General features: G+C 44.1%; 18 protein-coding genes. 10 read left to right on the top strand and 8 right to left on the bottom strand.

The features are described from left to right. Window positions 1-4: 4 nt before the first annotated feature. The 5 genes from P0M28_RS17350 to P0M28_RS17370 all read right to left on the bottom strand — a co-directional run bounded on the left by P0M28_RS17350 (window position 5) and on the right by P0M28_RS17370 (window position 2834). Complete coding sequence (locus P0M28_RS17350; protein ID WP_302203829.1) at window positions 5-739, bottom strand: DUF1538 domain-containing protein; 735 nt, start codon at window positions 737-739, stop codon at window positions 5-7. Between the two features lie 189 nt (window positions 740-928). After that, complete coding sequence (locus P0M28_RS17355) at window positions 929-1129, bottom strand: DUF8507 family protein (RefSeq protein ID WP_302203830.1); 201 nt, start codon at window positions 1127-1129, stop codon at window positions 929-931. 123 nt (window positions 1130-1252) lie between these two features. Beyond that, entirely contained in the window at window positions 1253-1561 is a 309-nt protein-coding gene (locus P0M28_RS17360; RefSeq protein ID WP_302203831.1) for a nucleotidyltransferase family protein, read from the bottom strand. A 114-nt stretch (window positions 1562-1675) separates the two neighbouring features. Further along, window positions 1676-2503, bottom strand: coding sequence for a HigA family addiction module antitoxin (locus P0M28_RS17365; protein ID WP_302203834.1), 828 nt, complete (start codon window positions 2501-2503; stop codon window positions 1676-1678). A gap of 64 nt (window positions 2504-2567) precedes the next feature. Continuing rightward, window positions 2568-2834: a UPF0175 family protein gene (locus tag P0M28_RS17370; protein ID WP_302203835.1), complete on the bottom strand. Its 267-nt coding sequence runs from the start codon at window positions 2832-2834 to the stop codon at window positions 2568-2570. A gap of 226 nt (window positions 2835-3060) precedes the next feature. On the opposite strand from P0M28_RS17370, the gene P0M28_RS17375 reads away from it, so the two are divergent. The 9 genes from P0M28_RS17375 (at window position 3061) to P0M28_RS17415 (ending at window position 12560) form a co-directional block, all read left to right on the top strand. Further along, window positions 3061-4950: a CocE/NonD family hydrolase gene (locus P0M28_RS17375; RefSeq protein WP_302203836.1), complete on the top strand. Its 1890-nt coding sequence runs from the start codon at window positions 3061-3063 to the stop codon at window positions 4948-4950. Window positions 4951-5152: 202 nt separating this feature from the next. Next, window positions 5153-5602, top strand: coding sequence for a hypothetical protein (locus tag P0M28_RS17380; RefSeq protein WP_302203837.1), 450 nt, complete (start codon window positions 5153-5155; stop codon window positions 5600-5602). 11 nt (window positions 5603-5613) lie between these two features. Continuing rightward, window positions 5614-6573, top strand: a complete 960-nt coding sequence (locus P0M28_RS17385) for a nitrilase family protein (RefSeq protein WP_302203839.1) — start codon at window positions 5614-5616, stop codon at window positions 6571-6573. A 117-nt stretch (window positions 6574-6690) separates the two neighbouring features. Then, window positions 6691-8184 carry a xylulokinase gene (locus tag P0M28_RS17390; RefSeq protein WP_302203840.1) on the top strand — a complete coding sequence of 498 codons (1494 nt, stop codon included), beginning with the start codon at window positions 6691-6693 and terminating at the stop codon, window positions 8182-8184. A gap of 17 nt (window positions 8185-8201) precedes the next feature. Next, window positions 8202-8753, top strand: coding sequence for a hypothetical protein (locus tag P0M28_RS17395; protein WP_302203841.1), 552 nt, complete (start codon window positions 8202-8204; stop codon window positions 8751-8753). 27 nt (window positions 8754-8780) lie between these two features. After that, window positions 8781-9554: a hypothetical protein gene (locus P0M28_RS17400; protein ID WP_302203842.1), complete on the top strand. Its 774-nt coding sequence runs from the start codon at window positions 8781-8783 to the stop codon at window positions 9552-9554. A gap of 52 nt (window positions 9555-9606) precedes the next feature. Beyond that, entirely contained in the window at window positions 9607-10923 is a 1317-nt protein-coding gene (gene xylA / locus P0M28_RS17405; RefSeq protein WP_302203843.1) for a xylose isomerase, read from the top strand. Between the two features lie 160 nt (window positions 10924-11083). Next, window positions 11084-11494, top strand: coding sequence for a large-conductance mechanosensitive channel protein MscL (gene mscL / locus P0M28_RS17410; RefSeq protein ID WP_302203844.1), 411 nt, complete (start codon window positions 11084-11086; stop codon window positions 11492-11494). An 82-nt stretch (window positions 11495-11576) separates the two neighbouring features. Then, on the top strand, window positions 11577-12560 hold the full coding sequence (locus P0M28_RS17415; protein WP_302203845.1) for an ROK family protein: 984 nt from the start codon (window positions 11577-11579) through the stop codon (window positions 12558-12560). 188 nt (window positions 12561-12748) lie between these two features. Here P0M28_RS17415 and P0M28_RS17420 read toward each other — a convergent pair whose 3' ends face one another. Beyond that, entirely contained in the window at window positions 12749-13996 is a 1248-nt protein-coding gene (locus P0M28_RS17420) for a hypothetical protein (protein WP_302203846.1), read from the bottom strand. Between the two features lie 447 nt (window positions 13997-14443). On the opposite strand from P0M28_RS17420, the gene P0M28_RS17425 reads away from it, so the two are divergent. Continuing rightward, window positions 14444-14923, top strand: a complete 480-nt coding sequence (locus tag P0M28_RS17425) for a Cif family virulence factor (RefSeq protein ID WP_302203847.1) — start codon at window positions 14444-14446, stop codon at window positions 14921-14923. Window positions 14924-15034: 111 nt separating this feature from the next. Here P0M28_RS17425 and P0M28_RS17430 read toward each other — a convergent pair whose 3' ends face one another. Beyond that, complete coding sequence (locus P0M28_RS17430) at window positions 15035-17998, bottom strand: DEAD/DEAH box helicase (protein ID WP_302203848.1); 2964 nt, start codon at window positions 17996-17998, stop codon at window positions 15035-15037. Between the two features lie 71 nt (window positions 17999-18069). Beyond that, window positions 18070-19308, bottom strand: a complete 1239-nt coding sequence (locus P0M28_RS17435; protein ID WP_302203849.1) for an FtsX-like permease family protein — start codon at window positions 19306-19308, stop codon at window positions 18070-18072. Window positions 19309-19385 lie beyond the last annotated feature (77 nt).

The following is a 19385-nucleotide window of genomic DNA, read 5'->3' on the forward strand; positions in this document are numbered from 1 at the left end:
GAACTTAGAAGATTAACATACCATATCCCATTACAAAAATCATCGGTAACAGTGACGCAAATGCGATCAGCCCAAAGCCATCGGTTAAGGGACTTCTACCCTCGATGACCGTTGCCAAACCAACTCCAAGTGCCGTAACCAAGGGTACCGTTATTGTTGATGTGGTGACTCCACCAGCGTCATAAGCAATCCCAATGATTTCTTCGGGTGCAAATAACGTCATGACAATGACCATTACATACCCCCCAATAATTAAGTAATAAATAGGCCAGCCTTGGATAATTCGCCAGATCCCGATGAGTATCGCCAGTCCGACGGAAACTGCCACTGAAATGCGTAAGCCAAGGATGTAACTTGATTCAATTTCAGGTTTTATTAAATCTGACTTTACGGCTATTTCTCCGGCTTCCTTGGCAACGGCAATTAAGGCCGGTTCGGCAATCGTTGTGGAGAACCCTAGTAGAAAAGAAAAAGACAGTAGCCAAAATAAGCTTCCTTTTTTAACCAATGCATAGGATAAATTCTCCCCAATAGGAAATAGGCCCATCTCAAGTCCTTCCACAAAAAGCATAAGGCCTATCACAACAAATACCAACCCGACGAGGGTTTCGAGCATATTCGGGAAAGGTTGCTGTAGTACAATAGTTTGAAAGAACACCACTACCACTATAATGGGTAACAAATCAAAAAATGAGGTCTTTAATTTGCCTGCTATATTGCCTATTAATTTTAAGATCATTAATTCAAGCCTGGTTATCTCTAAAAACCCTATCTCGCGTCAATTCACCGGGGTAGGCGGGGTCAAACATAGCCATATTTTTACTCCTTTTAGATTTTACTATTTCCTTCAAAAAATCCGCCGTCTGAATAATTTGAACTGGTGGGAATCCTATTTTCTTAAGAACATTAAAATGCTTATCGTCAGTCACTAAAAAATCTGCTCGTCCATGGTCTTATTTGTCCAGCCTTTTTCATCCCACAGTTTGTCCATTTCATCCGAGGCTCGGTCGGCAAAATACTTGGCTAGTAATCTTTTTATAGCAACCAAATCTTCTTCGCTTACATCCTGACTGTAAAGCTGAAGTAGTTCAATCTGTAAGTTGCTCAGAGGCTTATCTAAAATTGCCATGATTTCTCTCTTTTCTATTAGTTCGCGAACCTTTACTTTTATCCTTTAACGTGACTATCAATATTTGTTTTAGCTTCGTATTGTAGACAATTATCCTGGTTCAGAATATATTTGAGAACTTCTTTAGGCGGCATACAGCGTTACTTTAGCTTTATCTAGCTCCTCTTTGAAAATTGGGTTTTTAACTACGCGATAGGACAATAGATCAACTTCTCGACCGAATAATTCCTCTAGGTCTTCTTTCAATGAAAAAAATGCATCTCCGTGTTCTAGTGGAGATAATGATTCGGAAAATAATACGGCAAAGTCTAAATCGCTGCTATCCGCAAATTTTCCTGATGCTGCCGAACCAAATAAATAAAGCTCGACTACATGGTTTAATTGGCAGATAGCCGTAAGCCTTTCAATATTTTCTTTGATAAGTTTGATCATCGTTAAGTTTGTGAGTAAAGTGGACAACGAAGCAGCTTTATTTACCTGTTTGTCTTGAGTTATACTACTTAGCACTTACTTAATAGTTGTAATGTTAACTCTATTTTATGTGCTTTATTTTTTAGTCCATTGACCAGTTTTCCTGTTATAGTAATATCTATCCTTCGTTAACTTTCTTTTTTCAAGTACAAACTCTTTTGAGAACTCTATTAATCTGTCCAAAGCTTTGTCAAATTGCTTCTCCGTAATATCCGTCAACTCTATTTCTACATACTCGTCTTTAGATTTTGCATATTTAAATTTTAGTCCGGGCGGGACTTCTGTTTTCTGCTTCGTGGAAAGCCGAGTTATTTTCTTATTCTTCCAATGGTTCCATAATCTGATCACGTGAGCCTTAAATATATCATATATACCTCCTAGTATGATCTGTTTAAGAATCGTAAATTGAATTAAATAAACAATCGTACCTAACTCATCAGAATTAAACGCGTATGCCTTTCCTGTAAAAGAATACTTATAAAGACCTATTCCATTTTTGTTTAGCTCGCTCTCAAACATCTTTAGTTCATACTCAGTAAACTCATCCGAAGGGTACTGAATCAGCATACTGTTACTTTTCTCTATGGTTGTATAAACCGTTGGCTGCCAAAACTGACGAATACCTTTTGGCTCGAAAGCCTGCCGGGCTTGAGCAAGGTCGTAGTTCTCCTGAGCGCGTAGCCAGAACATAGCATCAGTATTGGGAAATGCCTTTTCTAAACGTAATGCCATGATGGGAGTGACCGATTGCCGGCCGTTTAAGATAGCATCTAGGGTTTTTTGGGAAACACCTAAACCTTCCGCTACTTCGCGGATGGGCAATTTTTCGCCAGTCTCCTCACGGATGCCTTCTATCGTCTCTCGTATCAATTCGCCGGGATGGGCGGGGTTAAACATAGCCATTTTCTCTTCCTTTAGCGATGATTAGCCAACGATACTAACGCCCCAGTATCGGCTACGATTATCTTCACGAATTCTTTAGTTTAGTAGCATCAGCGAAAACTTCCTCGATAGAGGTATCTACTACCGGAACGTTATTTTTTGCTAATGCTTTCTCGAATTCATAACAATCTACTCCCGATAGCTGTACGGCTTTTCCAATCGTCAGCTTTTCTTGCTGAAAAAGCATCATAGCAATGGTAATCTGAAACTGCTCCCGCAACTCTTCTTCTTTCTGATTGAGTGTGATCAAAATATCCTGAGGAATAGTAAGTGGTATAGTTATATTTTTCATTGGCTATTTAGTCAAATTTGGCTCTGATGCACTACTAACAGTGAAACGACTGCTGCTATTCCACTGTAGCAGATTAAATCTAACGAAAATCCTAATTTATTGGTAATGCAATCGCCACCATCTTTGTATAGAAACACTTTCAGCTACCGCTAAATACTGCTGACCAATTCCACTGACTCTTTAATCTTTACCCCAAAGAACGTATCTTACCGAAAATACCTAACCTATGATTAAGTACCTTTCTTTTATACTGCTCTTTTCGGTCACCCTAGCTGGGTACGCGCAGAATGCCGACTCCATTTACGTGCGGGAGAATTACGAAAAGCGCGAAGTGACTATTCCCATGCGCGACGGGGTGAAGCTGTTTGCCAACGTGTATCTGCCCAAAGATCAAAGTAAGCAATATCCCATTCTGCTGAAACGTACTCCGTACAGCGTGCGTCCCTACGGAGCCGATCAGTACCCGAACAGTTTGGGGCCATCGCCCTACCTGATGCGCGATGGGTATATTTTTGTGTACGAAGATGTGCGCGGTCGCTACCGCTCGGAGGGGCAATACGACAATATGCGGCCTAACCGCGACAGTGAAGATGAGATTGACGAAAGCTCCGACACCTTTGATACCATTGAGTGGCTGCTGAAAGAACTGGGTGACCGTACCAATGGCAAAGTCGGGCAATGGGGTATCAGTTATCCGGGCTTCTATACCATTGCCGGGGCGGTAGATGCTCACCCCGCTCTGAAAGCTTCTTCGCCCCAAGCACCCATCTCCGATTTTTTCTTCGACGATTTTCACCACCACGGAGCGTTTTTGCAGAGTTATTGGATGACGTTTCCGGTGTTTGGGGTGCAACACAAAGGCCCTACCGATACTACCTGGTACCAGATGGCGGCTCCGGGTACGACTGATGCTTACCAGTTTCATAAGGAGTTGGGGCCACTGAAGAATTCGCAGCAGTACTACGCCGATAACTTCTTCTGGCAGCAGGTGACTGAGCACCCCAACTACGATGCGTTCTGGCAGGAACGTAGCATTCTTCCCCACCTGAACGACATTGACCACGCCATTATGACCGTCGGTGGCTGGTTTGACGCTGAAGACCTGTACGGCCCGTTGAACATCTACAAAACGGTAGAGCGTAACAATCCGGGAACATTCAATATGCTAGTGATGGGTCCCTGGAGCCACGGTGATTGGGCTCGAGAGCGAGGCTTTCAGGCGGTAGGCAATATCTATTTTGGCGATAGCATTTCTACTTTCTACCAAAAGGAGATTGAGTATCCGTTCTTTACCCACTTTTTGAAAGATGGGTTCGCTCCTCAACTGCCCGATGCCTATCTCTACGATACTGGTTTAAAAGAATGGAAGAAATTTGATACTTGGCCTCCGGCCGATGCCCCTCGCTACACTTTTACTTTTAAAGCAGGGGAAGCTTTGCAAGCGGATGCTTTGGTTGTTGACGGTGAACCTGACGACAGCCAAGTGTTTGAGTACACCAGCGATCCTAATCATCCGGTGCCCTTCACCGAAGATATTAAAGTGACTTTCACCCCGCGCAAGTTTATGACCGACGATCAGCGTTTTGCTTCCCGTCGCCCCGATGTGCTTACTTTTGAAACCGAACCATTGGAGGAAGATTTGACGCTAATGGGAGAGATTATGGCGAAGTTAAAAGTTTCTACCTCTGGCACCGATGCCGATTGGGTGGTAAAGTTAATTGATGTACTGCCCGCCGATGCCGAACAAAGCCCTACTATGCAAGACCACCTCCGCATGGCTGGTTACCAAATGATGGTACGCAGCGAGGTATTCCGGGGGCGCTTCCGCAACAGCTACGAGACCCCCGAACCGTTCGAGGCTGACCGGATCACCGAAGTAGAGTTTCCGCTACAAGATGTGCTACATACTTTCAAGAAGGGTCACAAAATTATGATTCAAATTCATAGTACTTGGTTTCCCTACATTGACCGTAATCCGCAGAAATACGTGGATAATATCTTTGAAGCCGAAGCGGAAGACTTCCAAACTGCTACCATGCGCGTCCACGGCGGTTCAGTCATTGAAGTTGGTAAGTTAGACATGCAGCCGGCTTCGGTACAACTGCCGAGTAAATGACATACGGAAAACGGAAGCTGAAAGCCGAAAATTGATCGGAAGCTTTTTTGGAATTTATAGTCTCCTGACTCCAGTTTTCGGCTTCCCCGTATCACTCTCTCTAAATTAATCCCGACAGAAAACAACATTTGTTTTCATTGGCGTACCAACAAATTATCAATAACTTTAGCTGCGTCGCATACATGATTGATCTCTACTACCAATGACCATCGTTAAAATACTAATTATCGTAGGTGGATTACTACTGCAACTTCCTGGTTTGGCTCAAAGCAATTACGAAGCACTTAACGAGGATGCTTTAAAGTCTGCGCCACTTGAAGCAGCTCAATCTTTAGCTAACACGCTACTGACATCTCAGAAACTGGGGCAACCCCATATCCTTAGCGAGTCGGAAGCCATTGTAGCCTTACAGGAAGAGTTCAGTGCCGAAAAACAGACCCAAACCTACGGTGCCATTCGGGATTTATTCGGGGATTATCAGTCTATTACCTTCAAGGAAGCTTATCGTACCACCAACGCACCCGCGTATTATATCTTTCGGTTCCAAGGGAAATTTGAACGGGATAATGCCCAACCGGAGGTACGAGTGGTTATGAACGAGAAGGAACAACTAGCGGGATTTTCTATTGTTCCCTGGCAAGATAGTCTCTAATATTGTCAGCCATGAAGCCACTACGAATTGCCACTGCTCAGTTTGAGCACTACAATAATGATAAACTACGTAACCGAGAGAGTCTTCGGCAACTGGCTGAACAAGCCAAGCAGCAGAATGCTCAGGTAGTTGCTTTTCACGAGTGCTGCCTGTCGGGTTACGCCTTTGTCCGAAGCCTTTCTTTTACCGAGCTGCAAGCAGTAGCCGAACCAGTGCCTGACGGCGAAAGCACGCAGTGGCTGATCCAATTGGCCCGGGAGCTTGACCTGACTTTACTAGCGGGATTATTTGAGCGGGACGAAGCGGGGAAAGTTTACAATACCTACGTTTGCGTAGATGCTAGTGGTTTGGTGGCCCGGTACCGTAAACTACATCCCTTTATTCATCCTGAACTTACTCCCGGCGACGAGTATACTACCTTTACCATACACGGCTGGAAGTGCGGAATGCTTATCTGCTACGATAATAATATTCTGGAGAATGCCCGGGCCACCCGGCTGTTAGGAGCCGATGTACTATTTATGCCGCACGTAACAATGGGCACTCCTTCTACTCGTCCCGGTGCCGGATTCTTTGCTGCCAATTGGAATGATCGCGAGACTGATCCTACCAGTCTACGCCACGAATTTGACGGATTGAAAGGCCGGGCATGGCTCATGAAGTGGCTTCCCGCTCGGGCGTATGATAATGCCCTTTACGCTGTCTTTAGCAATGCAATTGGTATGGATGACGATCAGCTAAAGAATGGCTGTTCTATGATTTTAGACCCCTTCGGAGATATAATTGCTGAATGCCGCCATTTAGGTAATGAGGTGATTACCACTACTTGCGTACCCGAAAAACTCACCCAAGCCGGAGGCTACCGCTACCAACAAGCCCGTCGGCCCGAGCTTTACCGCGATATTTTCAATCAACCCCACACACCGGAGCAAAAAGTTGTTTGGCTTCCCTCTGATTCGTCCAAAAAGTAGCGACATATTTCAGCGTAGGCTGTACGTTAGCCTTGACGTTTTCTTCCCATCTCAGGAAAATTTTTCAAAATCTGGTAAAGCTTGTATCTTGCTTCCCCTTAAATACAACTACCTATTATGCCTGCCACCTACTTACTTGGATACGACATTGGAAGCTCGTCCATCAAAGCCAGTTTAGTACAATCTGATTCGGGTAAAATAATTGCATCAGCCACTTCGCCTGACAAGGAACTCCCGATGGATGCACCGCAGGAAGGCTGGGCCGAGCAACATCCCGATTTGTGGTGGGAACATCTGGTGAAGGCTACGCATCAACTACGGCAAGCGAACGCTGAAGCCCTGAAGCAAGTAGCCGCCATCGGTATTTCTTATCAAATGCACGGCTTGGTAGTAGTAGATAAAAACCAGCAGGTGCTGCGCCCGTCCATCATCTGGTGCGATAGCCGGGCGGTACAGACGGGTGAGCAAGCCTTTAATGAGTTGGGGCAAGATTGGTGTTTATCGCATTTGCTCAACTCCCCCGGAAATTTTACCGCTTCTAAGCTGCGCTGGGTGCAGGCGAATGAGCCTCAAATTTACGAGCAGATTCATAAAATTATGCTCCCCGGCGATTATATCGCTATGAAGCTCACTGGGGAGATTAATACTACTGTTTCGGGACTTTCCGAAGGTATTTTCTGGGATTTTAAGTCGGACTCACCTTCGGACAAATTGCTAGATTACTATCAGATAGACCAGAGCTTAATTCCGGAGCAGGTTCCTACTTTCGGGGAACAAGGCAAGGTTCAATATGGCGTAGCCGAAGAGTTGGGCCTTTCGGCTAATATTCCGGTAGCGTACCGGGCAGGAGATCAGCCGAACAACGCACTTTCGCTCAATGTGCTAAAACCGGGTGAAGTGGCGACCACTGCCGGAACATCCGGGGTGATTTACGGAGTGAGCGACCAACTAGAATACGATTCTCAGTCCAGAGTAAACAGTTTTGCCCACGTTAACTACAGTCAGGACGAGCCTCGCTACGGCATTTTAGCTTGTGTAAACGGCACCGGAATTCTCAACAGTTGGCTAAAGCACCAGCTACTGCTCGACCGGCTTTCTTACGAAGAAATGAATCAACGGGCGCAGCAAGCCCCGATTGGGTCAGCCGGAGTGGTCGTTTTACCCTTTGGCAACGGAGCCGAGCGTCCGTTAGCCAATGCTGAAATTGGGGCACAAATTGGTGGGGTAGAATTCAATACGCACAATACGTCACACATTCTTCGGGCAGCCCAGGAGGGAATTGTGTTTGCGCTGAAATATAGTCTGGATATTATGGAAGCAATGGGAATGGAGGTGAACTGCGTAAAAGCTGGGAAAGCTAATATGTTCCTCAGCCCTATCTTCCGCGAAGCTTTTGCCAATACGACGGGTGCCACCATAGAATTGTACGATACCGATGGAGCTGCCGGGGCCGCCCGAGGCGCAGGAATTGGCTCTGGCGAGTACGCTAACCCCGAAGAAGCCTTCGCCCACTTACAACAAATTGATCAGATTGAACCGGATAGTGATAAGCAATCGGCTTACGCTGAAGCATACGAGCATTGGTTAGAAGCATTAAATCAACATCTGTAAAATACAAGATGTGAGATATGAAATATGAAAAGGTAGGAAGACGTAGACCGAGAACTGAGATTATTATTGCCGTTGCGGCTACGATAATCAGCGTTTGCGCTATGGCTACTACTGTCTACCAAACCTATATTCTTCGCCAACAACAGCATGCTGCCGTTTGGCCCCGCTTGCAATTATCTCATGGCTACTGGATACAGCCTGACACTGCACACTATAATCTGTTTCTACAAAATAATGGAGTAGGCCCTGCTATTATTCAAAAGGTTTACATGATTCATAATGAGGACAGTTCATTTTCGAGCACCGCTGAAATAGCCCGAGCGATAGCCCGTCAGCGAAACCTACCGGATACACTCGTATATTCTGACTACGGTGATGTTGTAGAAGATATGGTTATCCCTCAACAGACTCAACAGGGGCTACTAACCTTAGAGGATCGTAGGTACGTAGCTCCTTGGGTAGAAGAGGTGAGAGAAGGAGGAGTTCAGATTGTCATACAGTATCAATCACTCTACGGTGAAACTTGGGAAGTGGCTTACCCTGGCTCTCATCACCGAAAAATTAATTAGTTTTACCCAATATTACTGGCTTCTATCATGAAGAAAGCTCTAAAAAAAATTACCGCTTCGCTTATAGTAATACTTCTCACTATACTTTCCGGGTTGATAACAGTTACGTTTTCTCCCCAAATGCTATTTGCTAAGAAGATAGAACATCAAGCGTTTACTATTTATTCTAATACCGATTTTGATGAAACTCATCTTGTAAGCCGGTTGGATGATGCCTATGCGCTAATAAAACACAGCGAGCTTCACGACGAGGACTACCATTTTGATGTGCTACTAGCCCATAATCACTTCTTTAATAAGATAGAGGATTTACAAGGAAAAGGAGTCATTGCTCGGGCTACTGCTGGATATATCACCTTAAAAGTACCCATTGATCCGAAAAACAACCATGTGCAAGGAAGCGTAGGAAAGATAAATCTAACCTATTTATTAGCTCATGAAATGATTCATAATCTTCAAGCCAATAAATACGGTCTTCTAAATTTTAGTCCACTAAAACATCCTCCTTTTTGGAAGCTGGAAGGTTATCCGGAGTATATCGCTCGGCGAAACCAGTTGCATGCTAATGACTATAGCCTAAGATCTGAAATTCAGAGATACGTAGAGTTGATGAAGGCATCTAATAATATGTTTGTTGAGGTTACGGAAGGTCATTTTGTACCGTTTTACTATTACAAAGGAAGGTTAATGGTCGAGTATTTGATGGATATTAAAGGAATGACGTATGATGAGATATTAAAGGATGATACCTCCGAAGAAGTAGTATTTCAAGAAGTACTTCAGTGGACGAAGATCTCTTAACCCGCGCAAGCAATTAACAATTAGCAATCGAACCATTTAACAATCCAATAACATGAGCACAACTTTTTTTCCTAACATCAACCCCATTCAGTACGAAGGTACCGATACCGACAATATTTTTGCTTTTCGCTACTACGATGAGAATCGGCAGATCGGTGATAAAACCATGAAGGAGCACCTACGCTTCGCCATTGCCTACTGGCACAGCTTCTGTAATGAAAATGCCGATCCATTTGGGGCAGGAACCCGCGATTTTCCCTGGCACAAGCATAGCAACCCAATGGATAACGCTAAATCCCGGTTGGAAGCTGCGTTTGAGTTCTTCACTAAAATAAATGCTCCCTACTACTGCTTTCACGACCGCGACATTGCCCCCGAAGGCAGTTCGGTGAGTGAGTCAGAGAAAAATTTACAGGAGATTGTATCGCTGGCGAAAGAACACCAGCAATCCACTGGAGTAAAGCTACTGTGGGGAACGGCTAACTTATTTTCGCACCCCCGCTATATGAACGGTGCTTCCACCAACCCTGATTTTGCCGTGCTTTGTCACGGTGGGGCCCAGGTAAAGGCGGCGTTGGATGCTACCGTAGAATTGGGGGGTGAGAATTATGTGTTCTGGGGGGGGCGGGAAGGCTACGCCGCCCTTATCAATACCAACATGAAGCGGGAGTTAGATCACCTCGGGCAGTTCCTTCGTATGGCGCGGGACTACGGGAGGAAGATTGGTTTTAAGGGAAACTACCTAATTGAACCCAAACCCGCCGAGCCTAGTAAGCATCAGTACGACTTTGATTCAGCTACGGTGGTTGGCTTTCTCCACCAGCAGGGACTGGCTGATGATTTTAAAATTAATGTGGAGCAAAACCACGCGATTTTAGCGGGGCACACCTTTGCCCACGATCTTCAAACGGCCTCGGACGCGGGGATGCTCGGCAGTGTAGACGCTAACCTGGGTGACAACCAAAATGGCTGGGATACCGATTATTTTCCGACTGATCTGTACGATTGTATACACGCCATGATGGTAATTCTTCAGCAAGGTGGCATTGCTCCGGGTGGGCTGAATTTTGATGCCAAGGTACGCCGCACCTCCAGCGACTTGGAAGATTTGTTCATTGCTCACATCGTCGGGATGGATACGTTTGCCCGAGGTTTACTCATTGCTCACGATATTCTGGAAAACTCTAACTTCCTGACAATGAAGCAAGAGCGTTACGCCTCTTACGACAGCGGCAAAGGGTCAGAATTTGAGCAAGGAAGCCTCGGCTTGGAAGACTTGCGTGATTTAGCGGCTGAAGCAGGCGAACCCCAGCGACGCAGTGGAAAGATTGAATTATTCGAGATGCTCATTAATAATTATATTAAATAATGAATAGTGAATAATGATTGATGAAAGAATGAGCACCTTTACGGTCAGCTGGGCATTGTTCACTACTCATCAATCATTATTCATCTATATAATTTGCTAAATTACCGTTAAAACACGGTCAGCCATATAATAAACTACTATCTAACTTAACTTATCTATTATGGGACTAGCAAAAGAATTTAAAGCGTTCATCATGAAGGGCAACATCATTGATTTGGCCGTAGCCGTAATCATTGGAGCTGCCTTCGGTAAAATTGTCTCATCCTTTGTGGCTGATGTTTTAATGCCACCTATCGGATTACTGCTGGGTGGGGTTGATTTCACCGATATTATGGTTGTCCTGAAGGAAGGGGCAACTGAAGAAGAAACCGTCGCAATTCGTATCGGGGTTTTCATTCAGAATGTCATTGATTTTATTATTATTGCTTTTAGTGTGTTTATGGTAATTAAAGCTTACCAAAGCACGCAGAAGAAGGAAGAGGTGGAACCAGCCAAACCTCCGGTACCTTCTAATGAAGAAAAATTACTAACTGAAATTCGGGATTTATTGAAAGACCGCCCGACAGTATAATTAACATAATTTTTAAAGTAGGCTGACCTGTTTTTTTATCATATACCTGGAGTTGATTCCAGGATAAGCTTCAAACTAACCTATGAAAGACGTAGCCCTAGGCATTGATATTGGTGGCACTAACACTAAATTTGGTTTTGTAGACCGCGAAGGAAACATGTACGCGGAAACCTCAGTATCGACCGTTAAAACCGCCCCCGGCGATGTAGAAGCCTACCTGAGATACGTATACAAAGAAGTGGAGAAGCTCCGCGAGACGGTAGATGAAGAACTCAATATTGTTGGCTGTGGCATTGGTGCGCCCAATGGTAATTACTTTACCGGAACTATTGAGTACGCTCCCAATTTGACTTTCCAAGGGGTTGTCCCAATCATTGAGCTGTTTCAGCAATACTACGATGTACCGATGGTACTTACTAATGACGCTAATGCTGCTGCCATTGGCGAAATGATTTACGGCGGAGCCAAGGGAATGAAAAATTTCGTGATGATTACCCTGGGTACCGGCCTGGGCAGTGGTTTTGTGGTAAACGGTGGCTTAATCTACGGTCACGATGGATTTGCCGGCGAGATGGGGCATATTATGAATAATCCAAAAGGGCGCACCTGCGGTCTGGGACGTAAGGGCTGCCTGGAAGCTTACGTATCAGCTACGGGTATCAAACGGACGGTGTTTAAGCTACTCGCTGATATGACCGATGATACCCCACTGCGCGACATTACCTTTAACAATTTATCGGCCGCTAAGATTACGGAGCTAGCCATGCAAGGCGACCCAGTGGCTAAGGCAGCTTTCGATTACACCGCCGAATTGTTAGGTCGCAAACTATCCGATATGGTGGCAATTTTTAGTCCACAAGCTATTTTCCTGTTGGGTGGACTGGCCAAGGCGGGAGACTTTCTCTTCAAACCCACCAAAAAGTATATGGAAGAGTACATGTTTGAAATTTTTAAAAACAAAGTGCCAATTCTACCTTCAGCACTGGAAGGCCGTAATGCCGCTGTGCTAGGCTCTAGTGCCTTGGCCTGGAAAGAAATTAGTGAAGGGAAAAGTAATTTGATGTAGGCAGTTGCTATTTCTTTAGTGCCGTTGTTCGTTTTGCAAAGCAAAAGTCATCCCAGCACGATATTGTCTGAGATGGCTTTGAAAGAGCAACTAATACTAAGCCTTATTCTGATAAACTTCTAAGGTTTGTGTCGTCACGAACCTTAGAAGTTTATCAGAATATCCTCTACTAAGAATAGAAAGAATGATTATTGGCGCTCAAAGCGGAACTCATCTAGGGTGTTATTACCACTTTCTCGCAAGTGAAAGACAGCATTAGTGCGCTCAAGTACTATCCAGTTATCATCATCTAGGTCAGATAGCTCGCCCCGATCGCTAAAGGCTTGTAGGTTACCAGCACTCAAATTGATGCGAACCTGATCACCGGCTTCATTGATCGACCATTCAGCAACAGTACTTTTTTGATCGTCGGCGATAACTAACTTGCCATTCTCTTGAAACGTGAAGACCAAACCGTTAAAGCTGTTAGTATCTTCTTTGCCATCGTCGCGAAAGAGTGTCACTTGCCAACCGTTGGTAGCTCCTTGATTTGCTTCTGGCTGAGGTGTAGTATTAAGATTTCTTGAAGAACCGGTTGCCCTTACAAAACGTACCTCGTCGCGGGTACCGTCATCGTCTTCTTCTAATAAGTGAATGAGTGAGTCACTCTTCTCAATCACCATCCAATCATCGTCATCCAAATCCTCCAGTTCTTCCCGATTGCTAAACGTCTGTAGATTTTCGGAACTTAGGTCAATCGCAACCCGATTGCCTGCGGCATTGATAGACCACGCCGCCGTGGTGCTTTGCTGACTGTCTGCGATCAGTAGCTCGCCATTGTCCCGGAAAGTAAAGGTCAAGCCATCAAAATCAGTGGTTTCGTCTTCGTTATCATCCTTAAACAAACCTACTTGCCAATCGCCAGTTAAATCTTCAGTAACTACTGGCTGAGGCTCGGGGTTAGGATTACCCGTATCAGAACCATCTGAAGCACTGGTTGACTTTACAAAACGAACTTCATCCAGCGTATTATCATCATCTACTTCTAGTAGATGAATGAGCGTATCATTCTTCTCAATCACCATCCAGTCATCGTCATCTAAGTCTTCCAGCTCGCTGCGGTTACTAAATGCTTGCAGATTTTCCGTACTAAGGTCAATCTCAACCCGGTTACCCGCGCCATTAATAGACCAGGCCGCTGTGGTATTCTGCTGCTCTTCGGCAATTACTAGATCGCCATTTTCCTGAAAGGTGAAGGTTAAACCAGCAAAATCACTGGTTTCATCTTCATTGTCATCCTTGAATAAATCCACCTGCCACTCACCAGTTAAGTCATTGCTAACAACAGGTTGTGGTTCAGGATTATTCCCCTGATTATTATCATCAGGTAAAACAGGGTCATTTTCTTCGCAAGCAAATAACAGAAAGCTTGCGGTAAATAAGATCAGATACTTCATACTATGTAGCATAACATTTAAATTTTGTAGTAATACTATTTTTGTATGAAGTCGTTATCCCATTCAAATTGTAACCGGCTTGATAGATTTTTTTTCAATTGATTGATCTAAGCTTTTACTATTTTGAAGTTCATCGCCCGACAACCAGCGTTATCCAGCTTCTTGTCCATGTTACTGAGGCAATTTCTTCTAGTATAAATCCTACCTGCTCAGCATCATATTTCGCTAGCATTCGTCAGAAAAATTGTATATATTGATAAAAATTGCTAGTTATTTTGGTCGGAATTACCAATTTGTTAAAGGTGCTCAGCTCAATTATCTACTTCCTACTAGTCGCTACTAACTAGATAATTTAGCATTCTATATTTCCGGCCAAAGAATAGGTTGTACATACGTTTGAAATAAAAGTTTTCCATTTTCCAATAGATAACTTAAACTTTCACTGCTATGAAGACAACTGCATTTTTACTTACCCTGCTACTATTCGTTAGCACCGTTAGCTTCGCCCAAGAAGCAGAAGAACAGTCTATAAAAAAGGTAATTGAAGGGGAAACCAATGCTTGGCTAGAGCGAAATTACGACCAATGGGCTGAGCATTGGGGGCATACTCCCTACGCGTACTTCAGTGTGACCATGAACGAATACATTGAGTTTGCGGATGGCTGGGATGAAATAAGCAACCACATGAAGCAGTCTATGGAGCAAAACCCACCCGTACAGGGCGAAATGAACGTAGACCGAAGCGATTGGCATTTTAAAATAACCGATAACCTAGCCTGGGCTCGTTTTAATCAAAGTACCAACAATGGCGTTATGCTGAAAGAACAACGCGTGCTAGAAAAGATGGATGGTCAGTGGAAGATTATTAACATGACTACGGTAAACCCATCTTCCTACCCAGTGGAAGCTCGTAACCCCGAGCCTTAATCAATAATTCTGCACCAAAAAACATCGGTCGGTAGTCATTTTTTAAACTAATTTTAGCCACTGACAAATTATAGGCTACCAACCGTTTTTCTGCTAGAAGTTTTTTGTTCTTTAGCTCAATATAGCGGTAATATCTTCCCGAGTTAATCGCTTCACAAAGCTTTCTTCAGTAGAAATCAAGTCAGTAGCTAGTTTGATTTTGCTCTGCTGCAACCGAAGAATTTTTTCTTCTACCGTATCTCGAGTAATAAACTTGTAGGTAAACACTCGGTTTTCCTGCCCAATACGGTGGGCACGGTCAATGGCTTGGGCTTCTACCGCGGGGTTCCACCAGGGGTCAAGAATAAATACATAGTCAGCTTTGGTAAGGTTGAGACCAACCCCGCCTGCCCGCAGAGAGATAAGAAATAAATTGATAGAGGAGTCATGCTGAAAACGCTCTACCTGCTCTTTACGGTTTTTAGTGCTTCCGTCCAGATACGCAAATGGGTAATTTAAATCCTTCAGATGCTGACTCAGCAACGCTAGGTGTTTTACAAACTGACTAAATATGAGAATCTTATGCCCCTCACTCAATGTGCTAACAATCATGTGAAGCATATCCTCCATCTTACCCGAATCGTGAGCATAATTTTCATCCACCATTTTTGGATGATTGGCAATCTGCCGAAGCTTGGTGAGTCCCTGCAACAATAGTAACTGCGATTTTTTGATGCCTTCGTTCTCAATCAGGTTGAGAATTTCATTGCGATAAAACGACTTGGCTTCCTCGTAGCAGGCTTCCTGCTCGTCGGTCATGGTGCAGTACTTTACGTTCTCTACTTTCTCGGGCAACTCCGTAGCCACTTGCCACTTTTGTCGCCGAAGAATAAATGGTTTGATAATACTGTACAGCTTAGAGGTTTTAGAGAGATCACCTTTCTTTTCAATAGGAACCACAAACTCATTGCGGAAGAAGGATTGACTTCCCAACAAACCCGGGTTGATAAATGTCATCTGCGACCAAAGGTCCATCGTGCTATTTTCCAGTGGCGTACCGGTTAGAATAAGGCGATACTTGGAATTGAATTCGCGCACTGCTTGAGCAATATTAGAGTCCGGGTTTTTTATCGCCTGCGATTCGTCCAAAATCACGTAGTGAAAATAGTATTCTTTTAAAATATCTATATCCAAACGAGCAATACCGTAGGAGGTCAACACTAAGTCATAATCGGTAAACTGCGCTACGTTTTTGTCGCGGTGGGTGCCGGTATACGTAAACACTTTTAGGTTAGGAGTGAATTTAGCAGCTTCCATCTCCCAGTTATAAATCAGCGAAGTGGGCATAATTAGCAGGGAGGTATTCATGGTTTGCTGCTGCTCCTCATGCAGTTCTTTCTGCCGTTGCAGTAACGCCAATGTTTGCACAGTTTTTCCTAGCCCCATATCATCAGCCAAGCAACCACCAAAGTGATATTGGTTCAGAAAGTGCATCCAATTGTACCCCGCCTTTTGGTAGGGGCGCAATGTGCCCTCAAACTGTTCCGGTAACTCGTGGTCTTCAATTTTCTCGAACTGCCGCAAGCGATCCAGCTTACGATCCATCGTCACCTTAGCCAGGTTTCCGCTGTGTAAATCTTGCACCAGTGCTAAGTGATACTTTTTTAGGCGTACATCGCCATCGGCTGTCTCGGGCGATTCGGTAAAAGCAAACAGTTCGGAGTATTCGGTAAACCATACTTCAGGAATGATGGCTACTTCACCGTTAGGTAACATTACTTCCCGCTTCTTCGCCAGTATGAGTGAGCGAATTTCGGTAAAAGGAACTTCGTATTCGCCAAACTTGACGATGGCGTGAATATCAAACCAGTCGATATTTTCGCGTACTTCTACCTTAATAGTTGATTCGCCCAGAAAATATTTTTTCTCGCCTATCATCTGCTGATTCAGCGTAATGCCTGCTTCTTGCAGTTCTTTTTTATGCTGGTTAATCCAATCAATAGCGGTGTTGCGATCAAGCACTTTTTTACGACCTTTTAACGGAAGAGAGTGTTCCTGCAAAAACGCAAGTACTTGTTTCTCGGCGTAGTGGTTGCGGACAATACGACGAAACGTATACTGCTCGCTCTCTTTGTTTTTATCTACCACCACGCTCACTTTTTCGGCATCAGCCTGAAATTGGTGCGCTCCGTACTGAAACGCTAACTCAAACCCGATGTAGCTGGTTGAAACGCCTTTGGCGAGTGTAACCGTACTACTATGCCCGTTACCTCGGTCTTCGGTAGCAGGAGGCTGAGTTTCATAAAACGATAGTAGTGGCTTGGGGCGATGCTGTTCTGTGATAATATCAAAGCCTTTGGCGTAAACATCAAACGATGAGACTAGCGGAGCCACAAACTTACGGTAGTACGAATCTTCTACCTTCCTTGGAATAACAATAAATTTCTTGTTGAGAAAAGGCTGAAGTTTGTTGCCATCTACCTCTTTTTCAAAAGTATAGAGGCGGTTTTCCAGCACCATCCAGGCTGGCTGGTTACAAACGATGTAGGCCTTTTTATACTGAAAATCAACTTTCAGGTTATCGTATTTAATCGTGGGAAAGTAGTGAGTATTGTCTTCGTTACGCCGAAAGTGAAAAAGCACCGTAGCCTTTTCGGGTAGTACCTCAATCCGCCGGCCTACCGGTTCGCCGTCGTTACTCATTTCGAATAGGCGTTTCCCGCGAAGCAATGGAAGTATTTGAGCCCGAATACCTTCCAGATAAGCTGCAATCTCTTCTTTTAGCAGCTGATTTCTTTCACTATCACCCAGATACACTTTAAAAAAAAACTCGTGGGGCTTTACTCGCTTTTTATGAAATTTTTTGATGATGACTTCTTGCTGCATAGAATCCATCAGGCGAATTAGCTCATAGTCTTGCTCATCAAGATCTTTAGAAAATTCGCGGGCATTTTTATGCGAAATATTTTGATGTTCAAACGTAAATTCCTGCTTCTCATTTAGTTGCACAGCAAATGACTCAAACAAGTATCCTAGGTATTCGTGGTTAAAAAGTGAATAAATCACTTTAAAGGGCCGGTCGGGCGAGACTTTCATAAGGAAGTTGACAGTTGATCGTTGAGGTTGTTCGCAACAAGCTAACCCACAATTTAGGCAAAAAAATTACTTTACAAAAAATCTTTCACATCGGTGCGCGAGGCAATGATGGCCGGGCGATAAGAAGCCAGAAATGTAATGAGCGAGATACTAAGCGCAGTGAATAAAAAGTCAGCAAGCTCCATTTTTACCGGGTAAGCATCTACAATGGCGGTCTGCATTCCCATCGATACAATTCCGAAGGTTTGCTGAACCCAGCAAATAATTACTGCTGCTAGTAGGCCACTACCAGCTCCGAGTAGCGCAATAATCACTCCTTCAAACAAAAATATAGACTTCACTGTGCGCTGTTGGGCACCCATAGCGAAGAGCATGGCAATATCTTTTCGCTTATCAATAGCGAGCATCGACAGTGAAAAAAAGATGTTAAAGGAGGCAATGGCCAAAATAAATGAAAATGTAACGTACACAAACAGCTTTTCCCACTTCACTGCCCGTAGCAAACTAGCGTGCTGCTCGTCGCTGTTCAGCACTTGGTATTCTTCTGCCGGAAGTAGTTTTTCGAGCTGGCTTTCAACTCTGCTTACAGAAACATTATCGTCAGTTTTAATTTCCAGTGCGGTGCGCTCTTCACCGTAGTCAAACAACTGTTGAGCAAATCGCATAGGAACGATAACGTAGCTGGCATCGTACTCTTTTTCATTTGCGAAAACTCCGCCCGGCATAATATTTTTCCGCTTAAAGTAGCGGTTCATGGGGTCAGGGTTAAAGCCACTGCTGCTAGCTGTTTGCCGAGGCGTAAGTAGCTGCATGGTATAAAACTCGTTAGAGGGGGCAATAGATAAAGTATACTGCACTCCTTGCCCCATAATGGCGTAGTTTATATCGTCTTTTGCTAGTGTTAAGTCGCCGTGAATCATGGCCTGACTGAGCCGCTGCTGCTGCACAAAATTATCGCTCACGCCTTTGAGTGTAACAATCATTTGAGCATCCTGATAACGAGCGATAGCATTATCTTCAATCACCTGTGTAACCACATCTACCCCTTTCACCTGCTGTACTACGTTTAGTAATGAGTCAGTGGCTAAAAGCGTCTTTCCGAACACAGGCACTATCTTGATCTCAGGATCGAAGGTGCTCTTAGATTCTTTAATTAAATCTTCCAGCCCATTAAATACCGACAACACTACTACAAGTGCCATAGTACCTACCGCTACTCCGATCATTGAAATATTAGAGATAATCTGAATGAAGTTTTTTTTCTTCTTAGATCGGAAATATCGGCGAGCCACCAGAAAGGGAAAGTTCATACCTTAATGATTAATGAGAGAATGAATAATGATTAGTAGTTTAATAGGCAGACATTTTTTGATAGCATTCATTAATC

Source organism: Tunicatimonas pelagia (assembly GCF_030506325.1).
Classification (GTDB): Bacteria; Bacteroidota; Bacteroidia; order Cytophagales; family Cyclobacteriaceae; genus Tunicatimonas; species Tunicatimonas pelagia.

Excerpts from the sequence above, each read along its gene's own strand:
- P0M28_RS17350 (WP_302203829.1), bottom strand. The coding sequence starts at position 739 with ATGATCTTAAAATTAATAGGCAATATAGCAGGCAAATTAAAGACCTCA.
- P0M28_RS17355 (WP_302203830.1), bottom strand. The coding sequence starts at position 1,129 with ATGGCAATTTTAGATAAGCCTCTGAGCAACTTACAGATTGAACTACTT.
- P0M28_RS17360 (WP_302203831.1), bottom strand. The coding sequence starts at position 1,561 with ATGATCAAACTTATCAAAGAAAATATTGAAAGGCTTACGGCTATCTGC.
- P0M28_RS17365 (WP_302203834.1), bottom strand. The coding sequence starts at position 2,503 with ATGGCTATGTTTAACCCCGCCCATCCCGGCGAATTGATACGAGAGACG.
- P0M28_RS17370 (WP_302203835.1), bottom strand. The coding sequence starts at position 2,834 with ATGAAAAATATAACTATACCACTTACTATTCCTCAGGATATTTTGATC.
- P0M28_RS17375 (WP_302203836.1), top strand. The coding sequence starts at position 3,061 with ATGATTAAGTACCTTTCTTTTATACTGCTCTTTTCGGTCACCCTAGCT.
- P0M28_RS17380 (WP_302203837.1), top strand. The coding sequence starts at position 5,153 with ATGACCATCGTTAAAATACTAATTATCGTAGGTGGATTACTACTGCAA.
- P0M28_RS17385 (WP_302203839.1), top strand. The coding sequence starts at position 5,614 with ATGAAGCCACTACGAATTGCCACTGCTCAGTTTGAGCACTACAATAAT.
- P0M28_RS17390 (WP_302203840.1), top strand. The coding sequence starts at position 6,691 with ATGCCTGCCACCTACTTACTTGGATACGACATTGGAAGCTCGTCCATC.
- P0M28_RS17395 (WP_302203841.1), top strand. The coding sequence starts at position 8,202 with ATGAAATATGAAAAGGTAGGAAGACGTAGACCGAGAACTGAGATTATT.
- P0M28_RS17400 (WP_302203842.1), top strand. The coding sequence starts at position 8,781 with ATGAAGAAAGCTCTAAAAAAAATTACCGCTTCGCTTATAGTAATACTT.
- xylA (WP_302203843.1), top strand. The coding sequence starts at position 9,607 with ATGAGCACAACTTTTTTTCCTAACATCAACCCCATTCAGTACGAAGGT.
- mscL (WP_302203844.1), top strand. The coding sequence starts at position 11,084 with ATGGGACTAGCAAAAGAATTTAAAGCGTTCATCATGAAGGGCAACATC.
- P0M28_RS17415 (WP_302203845.1), top strand. The coding sequence starts at position 11,577 with ATGAAAGACGTAGCCCTAGGCATTGATATTGGTGGCACTAACACTAAA.
- P0M28_RS17420 (WP_302203846.1), bottom strand. The coding sequence starts at position 13,996 with ATGAAGTATCTGATCTTATTTACCGCAAGCTTTCTGTTATTTGCTTGC.
- P0M28_RS17425 (WP_302203847.1), top strand. The coding sequence starts at position 14,444 with ATGAAGACAACTGCATTTTTACTTACCCTGCTACTATTCGTTAGCACC.
- P0M28_RS17430 (WP_302203848.1), bottom strand. The coding sequence starts at position 17,998 with ATGAAAGTCTCGCCCGACCGGCCCTTTAAAGTGATTTATTCACTTTTT.
- P0M28_RS17435 (WP_302203849.1), bottom strand. The coding sequence starts at position 19,308 with ATGAACTTTCCCTTTCTGGTGGCTCGCCGATATTTCCGATCTAAGAAG.